The following is a 23,419-nucleotide window of genomic DNA, read 5'->3' as shown; positions in this document are numbered from 1 at the left end:
CCAGATGGTTCAGTGGCGGGCCGTGGCCCGAACACGGACAGTAGCGACAGTGGCCACGCTGTCCGTGGTCGCCGGGTTGGGCCTGGCGGCGTGTTCGGGCAGTTCGGCCGACGAGATCGACTACGCCGTCGACGGCACACTGACCACCTACAACACCAACACAGTGGCCGGTGCCGCGTCCGCCGGACCGCAGGCATTCGCGCGGGCGCTGACGGGGTTCGCCTATCACGGTCCGGAAGGACAGGTGGTCGCCGACAACGACTTCGGTTCGGTGTCGGTGGTGGGTCGCGCCCCGCTGGTGCTCGACTACGTGATCAGCGACAAGGCGGTCTACTCGGACGGCAAGCCGATCACCTGTGACGACCTGGTGTTGACCTGGGGCGCGCAATCCGGCCGGTTCCCGGTGTTCGATGCCGCCAGCCAAGCGGGTTACCGCGACATCGCCTCGGTGGACTGCGCACCCGGCCAGAAGCGGGCCCGGGTGTCCTTCGCCCAGGACCGCGGATTCCTCGACTACGGCCAACTGTTCGCGGCCACCTCGCTGATGCCCGCACACGTCCTCGCCGACGAACTCGACCTGGGCGACGGAGCTGTGGCCACCGCGCTGCAGAACGGTGACCAGCCGGTCATCGACCGGATCGCCAAGGCGTGGAACACCATCTGGGATCTCAAGCCGGACCTGGACCTCAAGCGGTTCCCCTCGTCTGGTCCCTACCGGATCGACTCGGTGTCCAAGGACGGCGTGGTGGTCCTGGTCGCCAACGACAAGTGGTGGGGCACCCCGCCGGTCACCAACCGGATCGCGGTATGGCCGCGCGGGGCCGACATCCAGGAGCGGGTCAACCAGGGATCCTTCGACGTCGTCGACATCGAGTCCGGCTCCTCGGGCCTGCTCAACCTGCCCGACGACTACGTCAGCCTGGAAAGCCCGTCCGCCGGTATCGAGCAGCTGATCTTCGCGCCGGGCGGTCCGCTGGCCGGCCCGGCGGCACGCCGGGCCGTCGCGCTGTGCACGCCGCGCGACGTGATCGCCCGCAACGCCGCGACGCCGATCATCAACTCGCGACTCAGCCCGGTCAGCGACGATGCGTTCAGCGCGGCCGAGAATGTCGGCGAGGCCGCGCAATTCGCGGTGGCCAACCCGGGTGCGGCGCGCGCGGCACTGAACAACAAGCCGCTGACCATTCGCATCGGGTATCAGACACCCAACGCCAGACTGGCCGCGACCGTCGGCGCGATCGCGAAATCGTGTGCTGCGGCGGGCATCACCGTGCAAGACGCCGGATCGGCGACAGCGGGGCCGGTGGCGTTGCGCAACAACGAGATCGACGGTCTGCTGGCGAGCACGGGCGGCGCCGCGGGCAGCGGTTCCTCGGGTTCTTCGGCGATCGACGCCTACGCATTCCACTCCGGCAACGGCAACAACCTGCCTGCCTATTTCAACGAGCGGATCGACGGCATCATCGATGCGCAGGCTGTCACGAGCGATCCGAAGGAACTGGCCCGGCTGGCGGGGGAGGGCGCGCCGATCCTGTGGAACGACATGCCGACCCTGCCGCTGTACCGCCAGCAGCGCACGGTGCTGACATCGAACAAGATGTACGCCGTGAGCAGTAATCCGACGCGGTGGGGAGCGGGCTGGAACATGGACCGCTGGAAGTTGTCCACGTGAGCACGGATGTTTCCCGGCTGGTCAGGCAACTGATCCGGGAGGTCCCCGACTTTCCCGAGCCCGGCGTGCAGTTCAAGGACCTGACCCCGTTGCTGGCCGACGCCGAGGGCCTCGGCGCGGTGACCGACGCACTGGCCGCCACCGCGGCCGACGCCGACCTGGTCGCAGGACTGGACGCCCGGGGTTTCCTGCTGGGCGCGGCGGTGGCGACCCGGCTCGGTACCGGTGTCCTGGCGGTACGTAAGGGCGGGAAACTGCCGCCGCCGGTGCACAGCGTGACGTATCAGCTGGAATACGGCAGCGCGACGCTGGAGATCCCGGCCGACGGGATTGATATCGCCGGGCGCAACGTTGTGATCATCGACGATGTCCTGGCCACCGGCGGGACCCTGGCCGCGGCGATGCGACTGCTCGAGGCCGGCGGCGCCAACGTCATGAGCGCCGCTGTGGTGCTGGAATTGACAGCCCTGGGTGGGCGGGACGTGGTGGCACCGCTGAGGGTCAGCAGCCTCCACACGGTGTGAGGGATATCCTCGAACTCTCGGAGGTTGAGCGGAGGTGACGATGGCCGGCGATACGGGTACGGACGCGACTGCCGGCCAGGCGGTGCAGTCGCCTCCGGCGTTGCCGGCCGCCGCGGGACCCGACGCCACGAAGACCAGCGCCTCACGTCGCGTGCGCGCCCGGCTTGCCCGCCGGATGACGGCGCAGCGCAGCGCGGTCAACCCGGTTCTGGAACCCCTCGTCGCGGTGCACCGCGAGATCTACCCCAAGGCCGATCTGCAGTTGCTGCAGCGCGCCTACGACGTCGCCGATCAGCGACACGCCGACCAGTTGCGCAAATCGGGTGACCCCTACATCACCCATCCGCTGGCGGTGGCCAACATCCTGGCCGAGCTCGGCATGGACACCACCACGCTGGTGGCCGCTCTGCTGCACGACACGGTGGAGGACACCGGCTACACACTGGAGGCCCTGACCACCGAGTTCGGGGCCGAGGTGGGCCACCTCGTCGACGGCGTCACCAAGCTGGACAAGGTGGTGCTGGGCTCGGCCGCCGAGGGCGAGACGATCCGCAAGATGATCATCGCGATGGCCCGCGACCCACGGGTGCTGGTGATCAAGGTTGCCGACCGGCTGCACAACATGCGCACCATGCGATTCCTGCCGCCGGAGAAGCAGGCCCGAAAGGCTCGCGAGACGCTGGAAGTGATTGCGCCGCTGGCACATCGACTCGGCATGGCGACGGTCAAGTGGGAGCTCGAGGACCTGTCCTTCGCGATCCTGCACCCGAAGAAGTACGAGGAGATCGTGCGGCTGGTCGCCGATCGGGCGCCGTCACGCGACACCTACCTGGCCAAGGTGCGCGCCGAGATCGGCGTGGCACTGAGCGCGATGAAGATCAACGCTGTCGTCGAGGGCAGGCCCAAGCACTACTGGTCGATCTACCAGAAGATGATCGTCAAGGGCCGCGACTTCGACGACATCCACGACCTGGTCGGCGTACGGATCCTGTGCGACGAGATCCGGGACTGCTACGCGGCCGTCGGCGTCGTGCACTCGCTGTGGCAGCCGATGGCCGGCCGGTTCAAGGACTACATCGCCCAGCCGCGCTACGGCGTCTACCAGTCGCTGCACACCACGGTCGTGGGGCCGGAGGGCAAGCCGCTGGAGGTGCAGATCCGCACCCGTGACATGCACCGCACCGCCGAGTACGGCATCGCGGCGCACTGGCGCTACAAAGAGGCCAAGGGCCGCAACGGGGTTCCGCAGAGCCACGCAGCCACCGAGATCGACGACATGGCCTGGATGCGCCAGCTGCTCGACTGGCAGCGGGAGGCGGCCGACCCCGGCGAGTTCCTCGAGTCGTTGCGTTACGACCTTGCGGTCAAAGAGATCTTCGTGTTCACCCCCAAGGGTGACGTGATCAACCTGCCTACCGGATCGACCCCGGTCGACTTCGCCTACGCGGTGCACACCGAGGTGGGGCACCGCTGTATCGGGGCCCGGGTCAACGGCCGGCTGGTCGCGCTGGAACGCAAGCTGGAGAACGGCGAGGTCGTCGAGGTGTTCACCTCGAAGGCGCCCAACGCCGGGCCGTCGCGCGACTGGCAGACGTTCGTGGTGTCGCCGCGGGCCAAGGCCAAGATCCGCCAGTGGTTCGCCAAGGAACGCCGTGAAGAAGCGTTGGAGTCCGGCAAGGACGCCATCGCGCGCGAGGTCCGCCGGGGCGGACTTCCGTTGCAGCGCTTGATCAATGCCGACTCCATGGCTTCGCTGGCACGGGAACTGCGATACACCGACGTATCCGCGCTCTACACCGCGGTCGGTGAGGGCCACGTCTCGGCGCGCCACGTCGTGCAGCGCCTGCTCGCCCAGTTCGGCGGCGACGACGCGGCCGAGGACGAACTCGCCGAGCGGTCCACCCCGCTGACCATGCCGGTGCGCCAGCGCAGCACCGACGACACCGGTGTCGCGGTGCCGGGAGCGCCGGGAACCCTGACCAAGCTCGCCAAATGCTGTACGCCGGTCCCCGGCGACACCATCATGGGCTTCGTGACCCGTGGTGGCGGCGTCAGCGTGCACCGCACCGACTGCACGAATGCGGCTTCCCTGCAACAACAGTCGGAACGCATCATCGAGGTGAACTGGGCGCCGTCGCCGTCGTCGGTGTTCCTGGTGGCCATCCAGGTCGAGGCGCTCGACCGGCACCGGCTGCTGTCCGACGTGACGCGGGTATTGGCCGACGAGAAGGTCAACATCCTCTCGGCGTCGGTGACGACCTCCAACGACCGGGTGGCGATCAGCCGGTTCACCTTCGAGATGGGCGATCCCAAGCACCTCGGCCACCTGCTGAGCGTGGTGCGCAACGTGGAAGGCGTATACGACGTCTACCGCGTCACCAGTGCGGCCTAGCGTCGCCTGGCCAGGTAGAGCACCCCGACGACGGTGATCGCCACGACGCCGATCCCCACCATGATGACGACTGCGCGCGCCAGCTTGGCGATCACCGTCGCGGGCAACATCGTGTCCGCGGTGGACTCCAGCGACAACGAGAACGGCAACGAGCCCGATCCCAGGACGCCGGCCAGTTCGCGCGCCGAGTCGGCGGTGAAGTTGCCGGTGATCTGGACCCGGCCACCGGTGATGGCCTCTCGGATCTGCGGAGCGCTGACCACGCGGGAGTCCAGGGTGAACGCGGTCTGGTTGCCGACGTTGGCCGAGGTGAAGTCTGCCCACGTCTTCGTGCCGGCACCGGTGAGTGCCAGGTCGATCGCGTACTGTCCCGCGTCGTCGTTGTACTCCGAATCGGCCTCGGTGATCTCCGCGCCGGTCATGACGGATTTGCCCAGCAGGTAGACCGTTTGCCCGTCGGTGGAGCAGGTGACCAGCGGCAGGTTGGGGTCGTCGTTACCGGCCATCGCGTCGTCGTCGTCGCAGCGGGTGGCCTGGTACTGCAGCGCCAGGATCTGGATCGACGGGTTGATGGACTGCCGAAGTTCCTTCTCGTCGGAAATGCGTTGTGCCTGATCAGGTTTGGCTTTGCGGGGGACAGGCGTCGACGGGGTTTGGGAAGAAGATCCGCTCTTGGCGGCCATCGCATGGATCACCGGGCGGACCGTCAGCCGTCCCGGCATCGTGATGTCCCGCATCGCCGCCGGGTTTCGGCTCGGGATCGTGACCACCACGGTGTCCCCGTCGACTGCCACTTCGGATCCGGAGAGCCGGACCTCGTGCAGGCGCTTCTCGACGACCTCTCGCGCGTTCTCCAGATCATCGGGCGACGGTGGCGCGCTATCCGAGGTCGCGGTCGAATACGTCATGCGGGTGGCCTCTCGGTCCTCCCAGATGTGGCGGGTCAGGAACACCGCTGCCGCATAGCCGCAAACCAGCACGGCAAGGAACAGCACCCCGAGCGTGCGGGTCGACGCGCTGGGTCCGCTGCGTTGGGGCGGCGGGAATGGGGGTGGCGGAAATTGGGATGGAAGTGGATAGGACATCGCAATCTCCTGGCCGGGTCAGTCCATGCTCGCCGATTTGATCGTCACCGGTGTGGCCGGCTTGCCGTCGTGGCTGCCGTCGGCAACCCCGTCCGCGGCGATCGCGTCGAGCGTGGCCAGTCCGGTCTTGTCGACGGTGCCGAACACGGTGTACGTCGGTGGCAGCAATGAATCCTCGTAGACCAGGAAGAACTGGCTGCCGTTGGTGCCGGGTCCGGAGTTGGCCATGGCGACGGTGCCGCGGGGGTAGACCACGGGTCGCTGCACGGCAGGGTCGGAGAGCCGGTACTGGTTGGTCGGGTACTCGTTGGGGAACCGATACCCGGGCCCGCCGGTTCCGGTGGCGGACGGGTCGCCGCACTGCAGCGTTGCAAGGTCACCGGTGGTGAGCCGGTGGCACTGGGTGCCGTCGAAGAATCCCTGTCCGGCCAGGCTGGCGAAGTTGTTCACCGTGCACGGTGCCCGGTCGTTGGCCAGCTTGAGCCCGATGCTGCCGCGGTCGGTGACGATGCCTGCGGGCACCGTGGCGGGTTGGGTCGGCACGGCGCCGGTGCGCGGCGGGGCGGCCCGCTTGGCGGCGGGTCCGGCGGTGGCCGGGTACTGGCAGTTGGCACCGAGATTCTGCGACGGCGTGAATGTGGGCAGGTCCTGGCCGGCACCCGGGGAAGCCGTGTAGCGGTCCTGGCGTGGCATGTTCTCGGCGGCCTTGACGACGATGACGGCGAACACCACCGTCAACACCACCGCCACGAGCGCCAGCGCCGTCATCACGTACCCGATGACCAGGCCGGTGATCGCGATACCACGACCCTGCTCACCGCTGCGTTTGAGCTGCGACAGCGAGATGTGCCCGAAGACGATGCCGAGCGGCGCGAAGAGCACCGAGGACACCAGTGCGGCGACCGCCATGCCGTTGGTGTGGGCAGGCGGGGGATGACCAGCCGGATATGGATACTCCGGCTGGTAACCGCCGTAGGGGGGCGGGACAGTCAACGGGGACTAGTCCAGGGCCACTGACTTCAGCTCGACATCGAGTGCCGGCTTGCCGTCGGCTCCGCCTCCGGCGACGCCGGCTGCGGCGATCTTGTCGAGGGTGGCCAGGCCGGTGTCGTCGATCTTGCCGAACACGGTGTAGCCCGGCGGCAGCTGCGAGTCCTGGTACACCAGGAAGAACTGGCTGCCGTTGGTGTTGGGGCCGGCATTGGCCATGGCCACGGTGCCGCGCGGGTACACCACCGGCTTCTGCAGCGCCGGGTCGTCCGGCTGGAACTGGTTGGTCGGGTACTCGTTGGCGAACTGGTAGCCGGGGCCACCGGTGCCCTGGCCGGTCGGGTCACCGCACTGCAGCACCGAGATGCCGCTGGTGGTCAACCGGTGGCACGGGGTGTCGTTGAAGTAGTTCTGTCCGGCCAGGCTCGCGAAGCTGTTGACCGTGCACGGCGCCTTGCCATTGTCGAGCTGCAGCCCGATGTTGCCCTGGGTGGTGACCATGCTGACGCTGACCGTGGCGGGGTCGGTGGGGACCTTGCCGGTGCGCGGCGGAGTGTTCGGCTTGCTGGCCGCGGCCGCGGCCGGGTACTGACAGTTGGCGCCGAGGTCAGCGGGGGCGGCGAAGGCCGGCAGTTGGCCGTCGGCCGCAGGTTGGGCCGGTGCACCCGACGTCGCGGTGGTGGTATCCGCCGAGGCGGTGGTGCTGCCCGAGTCCTTGCTGGTGAAGACGAACGTGGCCACGACCGCCCCGATGATCACGAGGGCCGCGACCGCGCTCCCCGAGATGGTCAGGATGCGTCGCTTGCGTTCCTGGGCGGCCCGACGCTCCAGCTGGCGCTCCAGCTTGCGCTTGGCCGTCGCACGCCGTTGTTCGTTGGTCGGCACCGCGGCAGTCCTCCTTGTAGGCGGTTGAGGTTGGCAACGAGTCTGCCAGGCGAAGCTGCGTACCGGTTCTGCGACCCGCGGAGACCGCAGGTCGCGGCACATCGGGGAAGTGGTCGCATGGGAAACTGGGACCGTGTTCATTACCGGATTTCCGGCCGGGATGCTGGCATGCAATTGCTATGTCCTGGCCGAGCGACCAGGGGCCGACGCGATTGTCGTCGACCCGGGTCAGCGGGCGATGGACCGGCTCCGTCGGATTCTCGACGAGAACCGCCTGACCCCGGCGGCGGTCCTGCTGACCCACGGCCATATCGATCACATCTGGTCGGCTCAGAAGGTCGCCGACACCTATGGCTGTCCCGCCTACATCCACCCCGAAGACCGGTTCATGCTGACGGATCCGATGAAGGGATTCGGCCCGGCGGCGCTGGGAGCGTTGTCCCGGCTGGCGTTCGGCGTGCTGTTGTCCGAGCCGAAACAGCTGATCGACCTGAGCGGCGACGGCCAGACCCTCGATTTTGACGGTGTCTCGGTCACCGTCGACCACACCCCGGGGCATACGAGGGGTTCGGTGGTGTTCCGGGTCTCCGGCGGGCCGGAGCGAGCATCGGCGGCCCCGACGGTGTTCACAGGCGATACGCTGTTCCGGTCCTCGGTGGGCCGCACCGACCTGCCCGGCGGCAGCGGACGTGACCTGCTCACCTCGATCGTGACAAAGCTGTTGGTACTCGACGACGACACCGTGGTATTACCAGGGCACGGCCCGCGCACGACCATCGGGCATGAACGCCGTACCAACCCGTTTCTCGAAGGTTTGACTCTGTGACTTCTGCATTCCAGGCGCCCAAGGGCGTGCCCGACTATCTACCGCCCGAGTCGGCACAGTTCGTGGCGGTCCGGGACGGGCTGCTGGCTTCGGCGCGCCGGGCCGGCTACGGCGACATCGAGCTGCCGATCTTCGAGGACACCGCGTTGTTCGCGCGCGGGGTGGGCGAGTCGACCGATGTGGTCTCCAAGGAGATGTACACATTCGCCGACCGTGGCGACCGCTCGGTGACCCTGCGTCCCGAGGGCACCGCCGGAGTGATCCGCGCGGTGATCCAGCACCGCCTGGACCGCGGCGCGCTGCCGGTCAAGCTCTGCTACGCCGGTCCGTTCTTCCGCTATGAGCGTCCACAGGCCGGGCGCTATCGGCAGTTGCAGCAGGTCGGTGTCGAGGCCATCGGGGTGGACGACCCGGCACTGGACGCCGAGGTGATCGCGATCGCCGACGCCGGCTTCCGGTCGCTGGGCCTGGACGGTTTCCGCCTTGAGCTCACCTCGCTGGGCGATGACACCTGCCGGCCGGCATACCGGGAGCTGCTGCAGGACTTCCTGTTCAAGCTCGATTTCGACGAGGAGACCCGCAGACGCGCCGAGATCAACCCGCTCCGGGTGCTCGACGACAAGCGGCCCCAGGTGCGGGAGATGACCGCGGACGCGCCCCTGATGCTCGACCACCTCTCCGACAGCGCCAAGGCCCACTTCGAGGTGGTGCAGGCGCACCTCGACGCGCTCGGTGTGCCCTACGTGATCAACCCCCGGATGGTGCGCGGGCTGGACTACTACACCAAGACCACCTTCGAGTTCGTGCACGACGGGCTGGGCGCGCAATCGGGCATCGGCGGCGGCGGCCGGTATGACGGCCTGATGAGTCAGCTCGGCGGGCAGGACGTCTCGGGCATCGGCTTCGGGCTCGGTGTTGACCGCACCCTGCTCGCCCTGCAGGCCGAGGGCAAGACGGTGGCCGGTGTCGGTGGCGTGCAGGTGTTCGGTGTGCCGTTGGGCGATGCCGCCAAGCTCGAGTTGGCCAAACTCGCCGCGCGACTGCGCGCCGAAGGGGTGCGTGTCGACCTGGCTTACGGAGACCGCGGGCTCAAAGGCGCGATGAAGGCGGCCGACCGCTCCGGCGCCAGGTACGCGTTGGTGGCCGGCGACCGCGACATCGAGGCCGGCACCGTCGGTCTCAAGGACCTCTCGACCGGCGACCAGGTCGATGTTCCTGCCGATTCTGTTGTCGCAGAGGTTCTTTCCCGCCTCGCCTGATCAGATGGCCATGGCGGCGCGGACGTCGGCCTCTGACGTCGAGCCGCCGGCGCCGCTCGAGGTGATCCGTCCCGCCTCCAGGATGTAGTAGCGCTGAGCGGATTCCAGCGCGAACCCGATGTGCTGCTCGACCAGCAACACGCCCAGATCGCCGCGTGCGGTCAGCGAGGTGATCGCGGCTTCGATCTCGGCCACCACCGACGGTTGGATCCCTTCGGTCGGTTCGTCGAGGATCAGGCACTTGGGACTCGTGATCAACGCGCGGGCAATCGCGAGCTGTTGACGCTGGCCGCCTGAGAGTAGGCCGGCCCGCCGGCTGAGTAGCTCCTTGAGGGCCGGGAACAGGTCCAGTTGCTCGTCGATCAGCGCCTTGCCGTTCTTGCGGCCGTCGGCGACCACCTGGAGGTTCTCCGCGGTGGTCAGCTGCCCGAAGGACTGCTGGCCCTGGGGCACATACGCCAGGCCACGGGCCACGCGGGCGCTGGGGCGAAGCCTGGTGATGTCGTCACCGTCGAAAAGCACCTTGCCCGCAGTGCATTTGAGCAACCCGACGGCCGCTCGCAGCAGGGTCGTCTTCCCCGCGCCGTTGTGACCCATGACCGCGGCGACGCCGTCGGACGGCACGGCGATGCTCGTGCCGTGGATCACTTCGGACCGGCCGTAACCGGTTCGCACATCGAGCAGTTCGAGCATCAGGCGATTCCTTCCGCGCCGGCCGCGGCAGTGCCGAGGTAGACCTCTTGGACCTTGGGATTGGCCTGCACCTCGGCCACCGAACCTTCGGCGATGACCTGGCCGCGGGCCAGCACGGTCACCGAGGTCGCGAACGCCCGCATGAAATCCATGTCGTGTTCCACGACGACCACCGTTCGAGTTCCGCCGATACGGCGCAACAGATTTCCGGTCTCCTCGCGTTCCTCGTGACTCATCCCCGCCACTGGTTCGTCGAGCAACAGGACATCGGCGTTCTGTACCAACAGCATGCCGATCTCCAGCCACTGCTTCTGGCCGTGAGCCAGCACGCCCGCAGGTTTGTCGGCGAGGTCCGCGAGCCCGGTGGTCTCGAGTGCTTCCTCGATCGCGGGCAACACGCCGTGCCGCCGGCGCAGCAGGGTCCACGGCGAACGACCGGCGCCCGCGGCGATATCGAGATTCTGCAACACCGTCAGTTGTTCGAAGACGCTCGCGGTCTGGAATGTCCGCCCCACGCCCAACCGGGCGATCTGATGCACCTTCTTGCCGAGCAGCTCCGCACCTGACTTGTTCACCGAGCCGGTGGCACCCACCAGGCCGGTGATGGCGTCGATGACTGTCGTCTTACCCGCGCCGTTGGGTCCGATCAGAAAGCGCAGATCGCCCTGGAACAGCGTGAGATCGACGTCGCTGACTGCCTTGAACCCGTCGAAATCGACTGTGAGACCGCGAACTTCCAAATATTCGGCACCCATGCCGGCGTTGCCGCCGGCCACCGGCTCTGGCGCCGTGGCCTGCTCGGTTCCGGTCACGATGCGGCACCTACTTTCTCGGTATCGGCGTCGGGTGCCGTCTCGGGCCGGGGCTCCTCCGCATCCGTGGACCGCTTGCGCCGCCACCGGGAGAACAGCACGCCGAGACCGGCCAGGCCGGCGGGGAAAAATCCGACCACCACGATGAACAGCAGGCCCTGGGCGTAGATCCACCCGGACGGAAACCTTTCGGAGAACAGGGTTTGCGCCCAGGCCACGCCGATCGCGCCGAGGACCGGGCCGAGCAGCGTGGTCCGCCCGCCGATCGCGACCCCGATCAGGAACGCGATGGAGGGCACGATGCCGACCTGCGACGGCGCGATGAATCCGACGATCGGAACGAACAGGGCGCCGGCGATGCTGGCGAACAATGCGGCCAGAGTGTAGGCCACCACCTTGATGTTGGCCGGGTCGTAGCCCAAAAACCGCACCCGCTCCTCACCGTCGCGCACCGCGACCAGCAACTCGCCGTAGCGGCTGTACATCAGCTGACGGACCAGGGCCACGACGATCAGCAGCGTCACTGCCGCAAGGAAATACACCATCCGCTTGTTGACCGGGTCGTTGAGGTTGAACCCGAAGAAGGTCCGGAAATTGGTCAGCCCGTTGCTGCCGCCGAGACTGGTCTGGCCGACGAGCAGGATCGCCAGCGCGGCCGCCAGCGCCTGCGACAGGATTGCGAAGTAGGCGCCCCTGACCCGGCGCTTGAACACGCCGAAGCCGAGCAGGGCCGCGATCGCCGTCGGCACCAGCAGGATCGCCAACAACGCGAACGCGGGGGAGGCGAACGGCTGCCAATAAGCGGGCAGCTGCCGAACTCCCGCGATCTGCATGAAGTCAGGGACATCGTGCCCACGGATCTGGGCGTCGGCGATCTTGAGGTGCATGCCCATCATGTAGCCGCCGAGGCCGAAGAACACGCCCTGCCCGAGCACCAGCATTCCGCCACGGCCCCAGGCCAATCCGATGCCCACCGCGACGATCGCAAAGCACAGGAACTTGCCGAGCAAGCTGAGCCGGAAGTCCGACAGTAGCGCCGGCGCCACGCCGAAGAGCACGATCGCTGCGACGCCGAATCCGGCCCAGGTTTGCCAGCGGCCGAGAATGGTCATACGAGACTCCTGGTCCGAACCGTGAACAATCCCTGTGGGCGGACCTGCAGGAAAATCACGATGATGGCGAACACGATCACCTTGGCCAGTGACGCTGTGGTGCCGTATTCGATGAACGAGTTCAGGAAACCCAGGGCCAAGGCAGCGATCACCGTGCCCTTGATCTGGCCGAGCCCGCCGACCACCACCACCAGGAAGGCATCGATCAGGAAGCTCTGGCCGATGGTCGGACTGGTGGAGCCGATCAGCGTCAGTGCCACACCGGCCACCGCGGCCAGCCCGGATCCGATGAAGAAGGTGGTGATATTGGTCCGGCGTGACGAGATGCCGCTGGTCTCGGCCAGATCGCGGTTCTGGACCACCGCCCGGATCCGCCGTCCCATCGGGCTGGTCTTGAGGACCAGCGCCAGCACCGTGACACAGATGACGGCCAGCACCAGGATGAAGATCCGCGTCTTGGGCACCACCGCGCCGAGAATCTCGACGCCGCCTGACAGCCATTCCGGCGCAACGACATTGACCGCAGGCGCACCGAAGATGTCGCGGGCGACCTGTTGCAGGATCAGGCCGACGCCGAAGGTGACCAGCAGCGTATCCAACGGACGGTGGTACATCCGCCGGATCAGCGTCACCTCCAACAGAGCACCCATGGCGCCGCCGACGAGGAACCCGACCAGAAGGGAGATCACCAGGGAGGCGCCGGCATTGGTGATGAGCTGCTGCACCACGTAGGCGGTGTAGCAGCCCGCCATGATGAATTCGCCGTGCGCCATGTTGATGACGCCCATCTGCCCAAAGGTCAGAGACAGGCCGAGCGCCGCCAGCAACAGGATCGAGCCGAGGCTCAATCCCGTTGCCAGCTGGCCGATGAGGATGTCCATGCTGTGTGTGATTCGCCGTCGCTACGCTCGCCTCAGCCGGACAGCCCCGCAGCCCACGGGTAGGACTTCAGGTACGGATCCGGATCGATCGGCCCCTTGGATTCCCAGATGGTGTAGATCAAGCCGTCGGGCCGGATCTCGCCGATGCGGGCGGTCTTGGTGATGTGGTGGTTCTCGCCGTCGATGGTGACCTTGCCTTCAGGGGCGTCGAAGGTGACGCCGTCGGCGTTGTCCTGGACCGCCGCGACGTCGAACGACTTTGCCTTCTCGACGGTGTTCTTCCACAGGTACACCGAGACGTAGGCGGCTTCCATCGGATCGGAGGTGGGCTTCTTGGGATCCTTGACGAAGTCCTTGTAGGCCTTGACGAAGGCATTGTTCACCGGGGTGTCGATGGTCTGGTAGTAGTTCCACGCGGTCAGCTGGCCGGTGACATTCTGCACCCCGATACCGCCGACCTCTTCTTCGGCGATCGAGACCGAGACCACGGGCATCGCTTGCGGGGTCAGACCGACATTCTTGTATTCGCGGAAGAACGCGACATTGGAGTCGCCGTTGAGGGTGTTGAACACGGCGTCCGCGTCGGCGCTGCGGACCTTGTTGACGATGGTGGAGAAGTCGGTCGAGCCCAGCGGCGTGTAGTCCTCGCCCTTGATCTCGATGCCGTTCTCTTTGGCGTAGGCCTTGATGATCCGGTTGGCGGTCTGCGGGAACACATAGTCACTGCCCACGAGATAGAGCGACTTGACGCCCTTCTCCTTGAGGTAGTCCAGTGCCGGCACGATCTGCTGGTTGGTGGTGGCGCCGGTGTAGAAGATGTTCTTGCTCGACTCCAGACCTTCGTACTGCACGGGGTAGTAGAGCAGGGCGTTGGCGCTCTCGAACACGGGCAGCATGGCCTTGCGGCTCGACGAGGTCCAGCCACCGAACACCGCGGCCACGCAGTCACTACTGATCAGCTTCTCGGCCTTCTCGGCGAACACCGTGGGCTCGGAGGCCCCGTCCTCGCCGATCAGCTCGATCTGTTTGCCCAGGACACCGCCCTTGGCGTTGATCTCCTCGACCGCGAGCTTGATCGCATCGCGCACCGTCACCTCGGAAATGGCCATCGTGCCTGACAGCGAGTTCAACGATCCGACCTTGACCTTGGGGCCGGAGGTGTCCACACAGGAAGCAGTGTTTGCTGTGTCGGTTTCGCTCGCCCGGCTGCCGCAACCGGCAAGGAGCAGGCTGGTGACTGCGATCAAACTCCCTGCGGCAAGCGCAGACCGACGCAACGGGGCACGTCCTGGAACTCGCATGGGCGACCTTTCCCTTTGATTGCAGCGCTTCTCAGCCGATCGGTGCCGGCGGCGGTGCAAGAGGCTAAACACCGGAGTGCGGGTGTCGAATCGGGACGTTAGAGCGCCGCTGTTACTGGGAAATGTCTGTGTGTGACAAACAAATTAACCTCAAGCTAGGCCGAGTTGGTTTGCCGTTGGCGGGACGCTGTGACACCCAGTAGTCGCACCTGTAACAAGGCGGTAGCGTGCTCGGATATGACGTATGTGACGAATATGCGAAAAGCGACAACCACGGTCGGTGCGGCGCTCGTACTGGCGGCTGCGGGTATGGCGGTCTCCAACGCAACGTCGTATGCGGACCCGTCGGACCAGGGCCATCAGGTGAAGTACACGCTCACCTCCGGTGCGCCGTACGAATTCGACCTCTACTACCTGACGACGCAGCCTGCGAGCAAAGACGCCTACAACGCTGATGCGTACAAGTACCTGCAGAAGGCGACGGTGAACGTCGGTCCCGACACGCCCTGGGTGTTCGAAACCACGCTCGCCGATCCGCAGTGGGCTGTCTTCACGGTCGCGAGCACGACGCACGGGGGCCAGGCCCAGCCCAACGCGCACTGTGAGATCTCCGTCGACGGTCAGATCGCGGTCCAGAACGATCATCCCTACAGCCCGCGCTGCCAGCTCGGTCAGTGGTAGTTTGACCCGCCCGCGTTATCCGGCGAGGTACTCGCCGGATAACGCGTAGACCGCCTCGTCGCCGTGCGCGTCGTGGTAGTCCACCTTGATCACGACCTGATCCTCGCGGTCACCGGCGTCGCTGCCCCACGCACCGATGGTGATCTTGGCTTTCCCGCGGTCCACCGGGTCGACTCCATAGCGGCGCATCGCATCCTCACGCACCTGTGCCACGACGGTGGGGGAAATGTCGGTGAACCTGAACCGGGGTGACCGGGTGTCGTCGCTCATCGGATCATCCGGCGTGGTGAATCCGCCGGCGTTCACATGCGTGCGGTAGTAGTAGTCGCCCCGGAAAAAGGTGAGCCAGAATCCGCCCTTGTCGTCCGACAGCTCGATGTTCTTGAGGATCGGTTCTGAGGTCGACAGCCCGCGGGCGACCAGTGCGGCCTCCGCCTGCGCCAGCCCGGCGCCGACATCGTCGGCGGGCCACCACGGCGCGACGGTGCCGTCGGGTTTGCCCATCACCGTGACGTTGGGGTTGCCGAACCAGCCGTCGATCAGCACCGGCCGTTCGGCCCCGAAGATGTCGTCGTCCTCACGGGAGATGGCGAGGCGCGTGGGCTCGTTGTTGTCCGGCGGCAGCATCGCCATTGCCGTAGACAGATAGTTCCTCGCCGAAAAGGCCTGCAGTTCCCCGACACTGAAGGTGTCGCGGCTGCGTCCGCCGGTCGTGGACTCGGTGGTTTCCCAGCCGCGGGTACGGCCTTCGTAGCTCCGGCTCCGGTCTCCACCGAGGTACACAATTGCGGTGACATAGCTGTCGCGGATGTCGATCTCCAGCAGCGCATCGAGCAGATCCGGCGACTCCGCACGCAGGTGGGCGAGAAGTTCGTCGTACCACTGCCACAGCGGTTTCGTATCGGGGTCGTCCGAGGTGATGCCGGGAACCGCGGTCGACACACTTCTGGTCAACGGCTTGAGATCCCAGATGTCGCTCGGAGGGAGCAGCATCGTGGCCCACATCGCCGCCACCGCCGTCAGAGCCGCCGGTGCGTGGGCCCGCGTGGGACCGTGCTCGATGACCGCAGTGCTGCCAGGCGTTCCGATTGCCTCCGACGGCAATTCGCCGCGACCATCGGCGACGAGGCCGGCGATCTGCGCGCGGGACAGGTTGGCGTGACGGTGAAACCGGAACGGTACGTCTCGGGGCGGCCGTGCCTCGCCCGCGACGACGGTCGACGCGACCGCCGGAGCCGGCGCCGAGCGGTCGATCAGGTCCACGGCCACCGGGACCAGTGCACCGGCGGGCGCGGCGGTGACCGACCGCGTGAACGTGCCGGCCACCATCCCGATCCCCAACGTCGCGAGAACGACCGCGAGCACCAGGAACCAGCCACCCGAGTAGGCCCCGATCGCGATGCCGGAGCCGACGCACACGCCACCTGCGATCGAGCGAAGAATCGAATTCACCTCTACTCAACGACCTTTCGGCGGTCCAGCCGGGCCCGGCGGCGTTGCTGCGGGTCGTCAGCCATGGGTCAACCATACGCAGATGCCACTGGCCAGTGGTTGCACGGTAGTGTCGGCGGGGTGCGTTGGACGGTTGCGGCGGCATGAGCGTGGACGCGCCGGCCGGTGAGAATCTCGCGCTGATCTCCCGCACCGAATACCTCGACACTCCAACCCGCATCCGCCGGGGTGTCTGCGCAGCGCTGCTGTTGGCAGCAGCGCCCTTGCTGCTGATCCTCGTGGCCAGTGGGGTGCCCCCGGCGATCGTCATCGTGGTTGTCGGTGCGTCACTGACCAGTTCGGTGCTGTACAGCGTCGTCGGTCGAATGGCAGGTCGACGAGCCGCGGTTCGACTCGCGCTTGTCGACGGGCAGGTCCTGATCGGAACCGAAGACAGCGAGGATGTCGTGCGCTCGCTGTCCGATCTCGTCGATGTGGGCCTCTCCGCCGAAGAGTCGCCCGAGACCCGCATCGCGCTCGCTGACCGTGACCTTCGAGTCCAAGGTGTGCGCTATCTGCAGTTGACCTTCCGCGATGGCGCCGACTTTCACGTCGCGGTCCTGGAGGACGATCCGGTCGCCGCCGAGATCCTGCGGCGTCTGCGGCGCGCGGTCCCCGAGAAGCCGCGCAAGTACAAGCAGATGAGGCCGGCAGGTGGTCAGCCCGGCGCGCCGGCGGAGCCCGTCGCCGCCAGGGTGGAGGAGCCGCCTGTGTCCCCGGCGGCTGAGCCACCCGTGTCCCCGGCGGCCGACGTCCGGCTGTGGGAGGCTGCGCGCGCGGTCCACCGGCGGGTGTTGTCCGAATACGGCGCCTACGAACTGGAGCCCGCGCTGTACCTGCGTTATCCCGGCGTCACCGACATCACCCGCGAGCACGTGATGGATTTCCATACCGCGTTGGAGGAGGCCCAGGCGTTGGCCACCGACGCCTACCCGGACGCCGCATTCGCCGGGCGTTACCGCGCGGCGGTCGATGCGCTGCGGCGCCAATGGGTTCGGTGCGAGCGCGACGGAAAAGCCACCGGGACCAGTTACTTGGCCGACGACGACCGCGCCGACTTGGATACCGCCGCCAAGCTCTACAACCACGCGCAAGCCACCGACCAGCCAGGGGAGAAGACGTCATATCTGCGCAAGGTGCAGCAGATAGTCGTCGACCTCGACGGGCGTGGCCGGGTACACCTGCCGCGTCCGGTCGTCGCCGCGATCGAATCCCAGGTTCGGCTGGCGCTCGAGCCGGGACCCGGCTCGGCAGACTGAACGTGATCCCACGGACTGGGAACAGTGTTGACGACGTACTCGAACTGTTGTTCGATAAGTGAGTGCGCGTCGGGCGGTTCCGCTTCCGATCCGATGGGCGATTGACTGGGCAAGCGCCCACGGCGCGCGCCGATGCCGTACCCGAAACCGCGGCATCGGCGCACCCAGTCCTATCTGTGGGCCTCGCCGACTTGGTCGAGGATGTGCCGCAGATCGGCCACCCCGACGTCCACTGAATAGTCGGTGCCCAGGGCACCGCTGGGGACTCGGCCACGACGGTTGAGTGTGATTACCGGGTTGGGTAGCTCGATGGCGTCGACCACGGGACTCCATGTCGCTGCGTCGGCCATGACACCTGGGACAAGTAGCAGGGGAGTGCCGATACCGGGGCGAACCTGGCAACTCAGTGTGGTGCCGGCCCGGTGGTAGTCGATCGTGCCGGGTTGCGATTGCGTGAATGTCATTCTGGCGCAAGTCCAATCGTGAAATGTCGAATTCCGGTGCCGCTGCTGATCGCTCGGCGGCCCACCTGCTACGCAACCCCGTTGTGGCCGACGGTGTTCCTCTGTTCGGGCGGAACATCGACACACGCATGGAATTACCTTGACATTCATATCGAACAATTGTTCGATGTCGGTATGCGGTGGGACGACCAGGCGGTGCGCGCTGACGACGGGGCGCTGCCCGGTCTGCAGCGGCTCGGTTTCGTACGCAGCGTGCGTACGCCGCAGTTCGAGGGCATCACGTTTCACGAGGTGCTGTGCAAATCGGCGCTGAACAAGGTGCCGACAGCGTCGATGTTGCCCTTCCGGTACACGGTCAACGGCTACCGCGGCTGTAGCCACGCCTGCCGGTACTGCTTTGCCCGTCCGACCCATGAGTATCTCGAGTTCGACAGCGGCACGGACTTCGACACTCAGGTCGTGGTGAAGACCAACGTCGCCGAGGTGTTGGCCCGCGAGTTGCGGCGCCGGTCCTGGACGCGCGAGACCGTTGCGCTCGGTACCAACACCGATCCCTACCAGCGCGCCGAAGGCAGATACGCCTTGATGCCGGGAATCATTGCGGCGCTGTCTGATTCGGGTACCCCGTTCTCCATACTCACCAAGGGCACGCTGCTTCGTCGTGACCTGCCGCAGATCGCCGAGGCATCTCGTCGCGTCGACGTGAGCGTGGCGGTGTCGCTGGCGGTCGGCGATCCGGAGCTGCACCGCACGGTCGAACCCGGAACCCCGTCGCCCGAAGCGCGGTTGGGTCTCATCGCGGCGATACGCGACGCCGGGCTGCGGTGTCATGTGATGGTTGCGCCGGTGCTGCCATATCTCACCGATTCGGCTGAGCAACTCGACGACCTGCTGGGTCGTATCGCTGCTGCCGGGGCAGGCAGCGTGACCGTGTTCGGTCTGCATCTGCGGGGGACGACCCGCGGTTGGTTCATGTCCTGGCTGCAGCGTGAGCGTCCCGAACTGGTTGCCGATTATCAGCGGTTGTACCGGCGCGGAGCGTATCTGCCGCCCGACTACCGCGACATGCTTCGGGCCCGGGTGCGGCCACTGGTCGCCCGGCACGGTCTGACGGGCCCGGCGCCCGCCGCGCGCGTCGGGCCGGTACACGAAGCCCCGGCACCGACCCAACCGGCTCTCTTCTAGTGGGCGAGGCCGCGAACGAAGTCGGCGACCGCGCCGAGGGGGCCCGGCTCGGCGTCGACGAACAACTTCGGAACCGTGCGTCGTGTGATGCCCGCTGTACGCCGCGACGCAGTCAGCTCTTGTTGCGTTTGACCTGATTGAACGGCACGCCGCGGTCGGCCGCGAGCTCACGGGGGAAGCCGAGGATCCGCTCGCCGATGACATTGCGCGCCATCTCCGAACTGCCGCCGCCCAGTGACCCGGTCTGCCGGGACAGGTAGCGCACTCCGATCTCCATCAGCCCGGCCAACTCCGGGGCGTCGTCAGAACCCTCGTCGACGACGCCGGCCGTACCGGCGATGGCCAGCGCGGTGTCCACCTCAAGTTCGGTGGTCTCGGCATGGAACAGCCGGATCAACGTCCCCGCATTCGGTGGCAGCGAACCGTTTCCGATCGCCTTGCCGACGTGATCGATCAGCTGCTTCTTGACCATGCGCCGCACGAGCGCACGACCCGCCAGGTCCTGCACCCGGGCGTCGTCGCCCTGCCCGGTGGCCTCGGCCAGCCCGACGTGGTCCGGCGGCATCTCGTTCGCGTTCTCGGCCCCGGTCCCACTGGCGAACTCCGAACCGCCACCGACTGCCCGACGCTCATGGTGCAGCTGACGCGAGGCGACGGTCCACCCGTCGTTGACGTCGCCCACCACGGCGTCAGCGGGCAGCTCGAGATTGTCGAAGAACTCCTCGCAGAATTCCTCGTTGCCGTTCACTTCGGTGATGCGGCGCATCGTGATGCCCGGCGCGTTGAGCGGCACCAGGAACATGGTCAGACCTTCGTGTTTGGGCACGGTCCAGTCGGTGCGGGCCAGCATCAACCCGTAGTCGGCGGCAAAAGCGCTGGTGCTCCAGGTCTTGGCGCCGTTGATGATCCAGGTGTCGCCCTTGAGCTCGGCTCGGGTGATCACACCGGCGAGATCCGATCCGCCACTGGGCTCGGACAGCAGCTGGCACAGGACCTCATCGCCTCGGATCGCGGCCGAGATGCGCTCACGTTTCTGGTCTTCGCTGCCCATGTCGAGAATGGTTGCGCCGCAGATGGTGAACGACGGGGTGTTGAGGATCAACGGCATCTCGTAGTTCCGGCATTCGTCGTTGAATGCCTTCTGGTACGCGTAATCGAGGCCAAGGCCGCCGTACTCGCTCGGGAAGCAGATGCCGGCGAAGCCGCCTTCGTAGAGGCGCTTCTGCAGTTCCTTGGCCCGCTCCCAGGATTCATTCTCGGCGCGTACCGCGAACGGCGGGTTGTCGGGGTTGATGGGCGGCATGTTCTCGGCCAGCCAGGTCCGGGCGCGCAGTGCGAACTGTTCGACGGACTCTGTTGTTGCTGCGGTGCTCACGGTGTCGGTCATGCCCCGATCTCCTCGGCTGCGCGGGTCTTGCGGCTCAACGCGTACACGGCGCGGTGGTGGTCTTCGGGTGATCCGTAGAGCGCCCGGTAGAGCGCGACCCGCCGCAGGAACAGGTGCAGGTCGTGCTCCCAGGTCACCCCGATGCCGCCGTGTAACTGCACGCAGTCCTGCAGCATCACCGGTGCCCGTTCGGCCACATAGGCTTTCGCGACGCTGACGAGTTTCGGTGCTTCCTGTGAGCGTTCGGCCACTGCCGCCACGGCTCCGATGGTGGTGGCGCGCGCTGCTTCGAACCACATCTTCATGTCGGCGGCGCGATGTTTGAGAGCTTGATACGACGCGAGTGGACGGCCGAAGCTGTGCCGGTCGCTGAGCCACTGATTGGTCATCGTGAGTACCGCGTCGAGGATTCCTACGATCTCGGCGCACTGCAGCACCAGGGCGACCTGGCGCTGGCGTTCGATGATCGACGGGGTGTCCTCGGCCGTCCCCACCACGGCGGACTCGTCGACCTCCACGCCATCGAATTGCACTCGGGCATAACGCTTGACCAGGTCCACCGATTTCTGGGGGCTGACGGTGACGCCGGTGGCGTCGGTCGGCACGACGAACTGCCGGATCTGGCCGTCGCAGACGGCAACCACCAGGACCGTGCCGGCCTGGTCGCCGGCTTCGACGCGGTCCTTGACGCCGTCGATGCGGTAGCCCGCGTCGGTACGGGTGGCCGTGGTGCCGACGCCGGTGACGGACTGCAGGGCTCCGAATGGCCGCTTGGGTTCGTAGGCCGCCCACGATGCCACGGTCTCGCCGGCAACCAGTGATTCGATGAGTTCCTCGTGCCCGTCCGGTGATTCGACGAGGCCGGCCAGCACGATACTGACCGGATGCAGCGGACCGGGGGCCACGGTGTGGCCGGCCTGCTCGGCAAGCAGCGCCAGGTCGGTCACACCGTCTCCGGACGGACTCCCGCCGCCCAGCTCCTCGGGTACGAGCAGGCTGGCCCAACCCAATTCGGCTGCGCGTCCCCACCAACCGGTGTCGAAGGCGTTGCCCTCGGCATGGAGTTCACGCACGCGGCTCAGCGGCACCTCCTTCTCGAGGAAGGCCTGTGCGGTGGAGGTGAACAGCATCTGTTCGGGATTTGCCACATCTGTCATGTAGTCGCCCAGCTTCGTAGGGGTGGAGGGGACTGGATCAGTTCAGTACGAGTGCGGGAACATCGGGTCGGTACACCTTCTTGTTCTCGACCTTGAACAGGTCGACCAGGTTGCCGCCCATGACCTTTCGGACGCCCTCGTCGTCGAGGCCGTGTGCCACCAGATCATCGACGAGGTTGATCGGATCGGCCAGTCCCTCGGGGTGCGGCCAGTCCGATCCGAAGATGATGCGGTCGATGCCGCACAGGTCGGCCATCTTCTTGAAATCGTCCTCCCAGAACGGGGCGACGTACACGCAGCGCTTGAACGCCTCGATCGGATCCTCGGGGAACTCCTGCGGCATCTTCGAGTAGACGTCCTTGAACTGGTAGAACAGGTACGGCACCCACGAGGCGCCGTTCTCCACCGACAGGATTCGCAGGTCCGGGTTGCGGGTCAGTGCGCCGTGGCAGACCAGCGCGGCCATGGTGTCCTCGATCGGACGCTTGCCCATCGCCACCATCCGGAACGATGTCGGCTTGAACGGGAGGAACTCGTCGGCCGGCTCCCAGTCGTTGAGGTACTGCGCGTACCCGCTGTCCGAAGCGTGCATGCACACCGGGATGCCCGCTTTCACGCAGGCGTCCCAGAACGGGTCGAACTCCGGAAGGCCCATCGAGCGGGTACCGCGGTAACCGGGTACCGGCGCCGGGCGGACCAGCACGGTCTTCGCCCCGCGTTCCAGGCACCACTCAAGCTCTTCGAGGGCACGGTTCACGACGCCGAGATTGATGACCGGGGTGGAGAAGATGCGGTCGGAGTAGTTGAATTGCCAAGTCTCGTACATCCATTCGTTGAGCGCATGAATGATGTCGAGGATCAGATCCGGATCGTCCTTCAGCCGTTCCTCGACCAGGCTGGCCAATGTCGGGAACATGATCGTGTAGTCCAGGCCGAGGCTGTCCAGAACCTCAAGGCGCGCTTCCGGATTGCGGAATGCCGGGATCGCCTTCATCGGCTTGCCCATCACCTCGCGGTAGCTCTTGCCTCCGCTGCCGTGCCGGAAATACTCCTCCTGGGCACCCGGCCGCGCGACGACCTCGAACGTGGGGTTCGGGATGTAGTCGCTGATCTGGTTGCGCACCACGATCTTCGTACGGCCGCGCACATCGATGTAGTCGATGACGCCCTTGCGATTGTCGGGCAGGAACTGGGTGAGCGCCTCTTTGGGCTCATAGAAGTGGTTGTCGGCGTCGAACACCGGGTAGGGAAGCTCGCGTGAGGGCATGTTCGCCTCCTGAAAGAGTGTGATTTCCGAAACTGGTAATGACGTTACCACGGGATGAGCAGGGTCGACGAGCCCATTCGGGCGATCGCTCAATTG

At 66.5% G+C, this 23,419-nt stretch carries 21 protein-coding genes; 8 read left to right on the top strand and 13 right to left on the bottom strand.

The window, feature by feature from the left end; all coding sequences use genetic code 11:
* The first annotated feature begins 4 nt into the window (after window positions 1–4).
* From AC4ELH_RS09990 to AC4ELH_RS09980, 3 genes are read left to right on the top strand one after another with little or no spacing between them, the layout of a single operon-like run.
* Window positions 5–1,672, top strand: a complete 1,668-nt coding sequence (locus AC4ELH_RS09990) for an ABC transporter substrate-binding protein (protein ID WP_448446497.1) — start codon at window positions 5–7, stop codon at window positions 1,670–1,672.
* Complete coding sequence (locus tag AC4ELH_RS09985; protein ID WP_174554257.1) at window positions 1,669–2,196, top strand: adenine phosphoribosyltransferase; 528 nt, start codon at window positions 1,669–1,671, stop codon at window positions 2,194–2,196. The genes AC4ELH_RS09990 and AC4ELH_RS09985 overlap by 4 nt, the downstream gene beginning before the upstream one ends.
* A gap of 40 nt (window positions 2,197–2,236) precedes the next feature.
* A complete protein-coding gene (locus AC4ELH_RS09980) occupies window positions 2,237–4,588 on the top strand; it encodes a RelA/SpoT family protein (protein WP_498884315.1) in 2,352 nt (783 codons plus the stop codon).
* On the opposite strand, the gene AC4ELH_RS09975 is transcribed toward AC4ELH_RS09980, so the two are convergent.
* From AC4ELH_RS09975 to AC4ELH_RS09965, 3 genes are read right to left on the bottom strand one after another with little or no spacing between them, the layout of a single operon-like run.
* Window positions 4,585–5,673 carry a preprotein translocase subunit SecD gene (locus tag AC4ELH_RS09975; protein ID WP_498884314.1) on the bottom strand — a complete coding sequence of 363 codons (1,089 nt, stop codon included), beginning with the start codon at window positions 5,671–5,673 and terminating at the stop codon, window positions 4,585–4,587. The genes AC4ELH_RS09980 and AC4ELH_RS09975 overlap by 4 nt on opposite strands.
* Window positions 5,674–5,691: 18 nt before the next feature.
* Complete coding sequence (locus AC4ELH_RS09970) at window positions 5,692–6,666, bottom strand: peptidylprolyl isomerase (RefSeq protein WP_498884312.1); 975 nt, start codon at window positions 6,664–6,666, stop codon at window positions 5,692–5,694.
* A gap of 6 nt (window positions 6,667–6,672) precedes the next feature.
* Entirely contained in the window at window positions 6,673–7,548 is an 876-nt protein-coding gene (locus AC4ELH_RS09965; RefSeq protein ID WP_448446502.1) for a peptidylprolyl isomerase, read from the bottom strand.
* Window positions 7,549–7,681: 133 nt separating this feature from the next.
* Here AC4ELH_RS09965 and AC4ELH_RS09960 point away from each other — a divergent pair, with 133 nt between their 5' ends.
* Both AC4ELH_RS09960 and hisS read left to right on the top strand, forming a co-directional pair.
* Window positions 7,682–8,374 carry an MBL fold metallo-hydrolase gene (locus tag AC4ELH_RS09960; protein WP_498884310.1) on the top strand — a complete coding sequence of 231 codons (693 nt, stop codon included), beginning with the start codon at window positions 7,682–7,684 and terminating at the stop codon, window positions 8,372–8,374.
* Complete coding sequence (hisS, locus tag AC4ELH_RS09955; RefSeq protein ID WP_498884309.1) at window positions 8,371–9,633, top strand: histidine--tRNA ligase; 1,263 nt, start codon at window positions 8,371–8,373, stop codon at window positions 9,631–9,633. Before AC4ELH_RS09960 ends, hisS begins: the two co-directional genes overlap by 4 nt.
* On the opposite strand, the gene urtE is transcribed toward hisS, so the two are convergent.
* From urtE to urtA, 5 genes are read right to left on the bottom strand one after another with little or no spacing between them, the layout of a single operon-like run.
* Window positions 9,634–10,326, bottom strand: a complete 693-nt coding sequence (urtE, locus tag AC4ELH_RS09950) for an urea ABC transporter ATP-binding subunit UrtE (RefSeq protein WP_064885340.1) — start codon at window positions 10,324–10,326, stop codon at window positions 9,634–9,636.
* Window positions 10,326–11,081, bottom strand: coding sequence for an urea ABC transporter ATP-binding protein UrtD (gene urtD, locus AC4ELH_RS09945; protein ID WP_110916925.1), 756 nt, complete (start codon window positions 11,079–11,081; stop codon window positions 10,326–10,328). Before urtD ends, urtE begins: the two co-directional genes overlap by 1 nt.
* 53 nt (window positions 11,082–11,134) lie before the next feature.
* Window positions 11,135–12,250 (bottom strand): urea ABC transporter permease subunit UrtC, encoded by a 1,116-nt coding sequence (gene urtC / locus AC4ELH_RS09940; RefSeq protein ID WP_055113476.1) that lies wholly within the window; start codon window positions 12,248–12,250, stop codon window positions 11,135–11,137.
* Entirely contained in the window at window positions 12,247–13,131 is an 885-nt protein-coding gene (gene urtB / locus AC4ELH_RS09935) for an urea ABC transporter permease subunit UrtB (protein ID WP_498884306.1), read from the bottom strand. The genes urtC and urtB overlap by 4 nt, the downstream gene beginning before the upstream one ends.
* 32 nt (window positions 13,132–13,163) lie before the next feature.
* Window positions 13,164–14,432 carry an urea ABC transporter substrate-binding protein gene (gene urtA, locus AC4ELH_RS09930; RefSeq protein WP_448446508.1) on the bottom strand — a complete coding sequence of 423 codons (1,269 nt, stop codon included), beginning with the start codon at window positions 14,430–14,432 and terminating at the stop codon, window positions 13,164–13,166.
* A gap of 255 nt (window positions 14,433–14,687) precedes the next feature.
* Between urtA and AC4ELH_RS09925 the strand changes: the two genes are divergently transcribed.
* A complete protein-coding gene (locus AC4ELH_RS09925; protein WP_498884304.1) occupies window positions 14,688–15,113 on the top strand; it encodes an Rv2576c family protein in 426 nt (141 codons plus the stop codon).
* A 15-nt stretch (window positions 15,114–15,128) separates the two neighbouring features.
* Here the strand turns inward: AC4ELH_RS09925 and AC4ELH_RS09920 are convergent, their stop codons facing one another.
* Window positions 15,129–16,565, bottom strand: a complete 1,437-nt coding sequence (locus AC4ELH_RS09920; protein WP_498884302.1) for a hypothetical protein — start codon at window positions 16,563–16,565, stop codon at window positions 15,129–15,131.
* A 143-nt stretch (window positions 16,566–16,708) separates the two neighbouring features.
* On the opposite strand from AC4ELH_RS09920, the gene AC4ELH_RS09915 reads away from it, so the two are divergent.
* The gene (locus AC4ELH_RS09915) at window positions 16,709–17,863 is read left to right on the top strand and encodes a hypothetical protein (RefSeq protein ID WP_498884300.1); all 1,155 of its coding nucleotides are present in this window, start codon (window positions 16,709–16,711) and stop codon (window positions 17,861–17,863) included.
* A 170-nt stretch (window positions 17,864–18,033) separates the two neighbouring features.
* Here AC4ELH_RS09915 and AC4ELH_RS09910 read toward each other — a convergent pair whose 3' ends face one another.
* Window positions 18,034–18,327: an alpha/beta fold hydrolase gene (locus tag AC4ELH_RS09910; protein WP_498884298.1), complete on the bottom strand. Its 294-nt coding sequence runs from the start codon at window positions 18,325–18,327 to the stop codon at window positions 18,034–18,036.
* Window positions 18,328–18,501: 174 nt separating this feature from the next.
* Between AC4ELH_RS09910 and AC4ELH_RS09905 the strand changes: the two genes are divergently transcribed.
* On the top strand, window positions 18,502–19,512 hold the full coding sequence (locus tag AC4ELH_RS09905; RefSeq protein WP_498884296.1) for an Rv2578c family radical SAM protein: 1,011 nt from the start codon (window positions 18,502–18,504) through the stop codon (window positions 19,510–19,512).
* 112 nt (window positions 19,513–19,624) lie between these two features.
* Here the strand turns inward: AC4ELH_RS09905 and AC4ELH_RS09900 are convergent, their stop codons facing one another.
* Genes AC4ELH_RS09900 through AC4ELH_RS09890 form a run of 3 tightly spaced genes read right to left on the bottom strand, consistent with a single transcriptional unit; the run spans window position 19,625 to window position 23,323 of the window.
* Window positions 19,625–20,899 carry an acyl-CoA dehydrogenase family protein gene (locus AC4ELH_RS09900; RefSeq protein WP_498884294.1) on the bottom strand — a complete coding sequence of 425 codons (1,275 nt, stop codon included), beginning with the start codon at window positions 20,897–20,899 and terminating at the stop codon, window positions 19,625–19,627.
* Complete coding sequence (locus AC4ELH_RS09895) at window positions 20,896–22,056, bottom strand: acyl-CoA dehydrogenase family protein (RefSeq protein ID WP_498884292.1); 1,161 nt, start codon at window positions 22,054–22,056, stop codon at window positions 20,896–20,898. Before AC4ELH_RS09895 ends, AC4ELH_RS09900 begins: the two co-directional genes overlap by 4 nt.
* 37 nt (window positions 22,057–22,093) lie before the next feature.
* The gene (locus AC4ELH_RS09890; RefSeq protein ID WP_498884290.1) at window positions 22,094–23,323 is read right to left on the bottom strand and encodes an amidohydrolase family protein; all 1,230 of its coding nucleotides are present in this window, start codon (window positions 23,321–23,323) and stop codon (window positions 22,094–22,096) included.
* Between the last annotated feature and the right edge of the window lie 96 nt (window positions 23,324–23,419).

This window comes from Mycobacterium shunyiense (assembly GCF_058270075.1).
The sequence above is the reverse complement of the archived record's forward strand: the minus strand, read 5'-3'. Positions and strand labels throughout refer to the sequence as shown.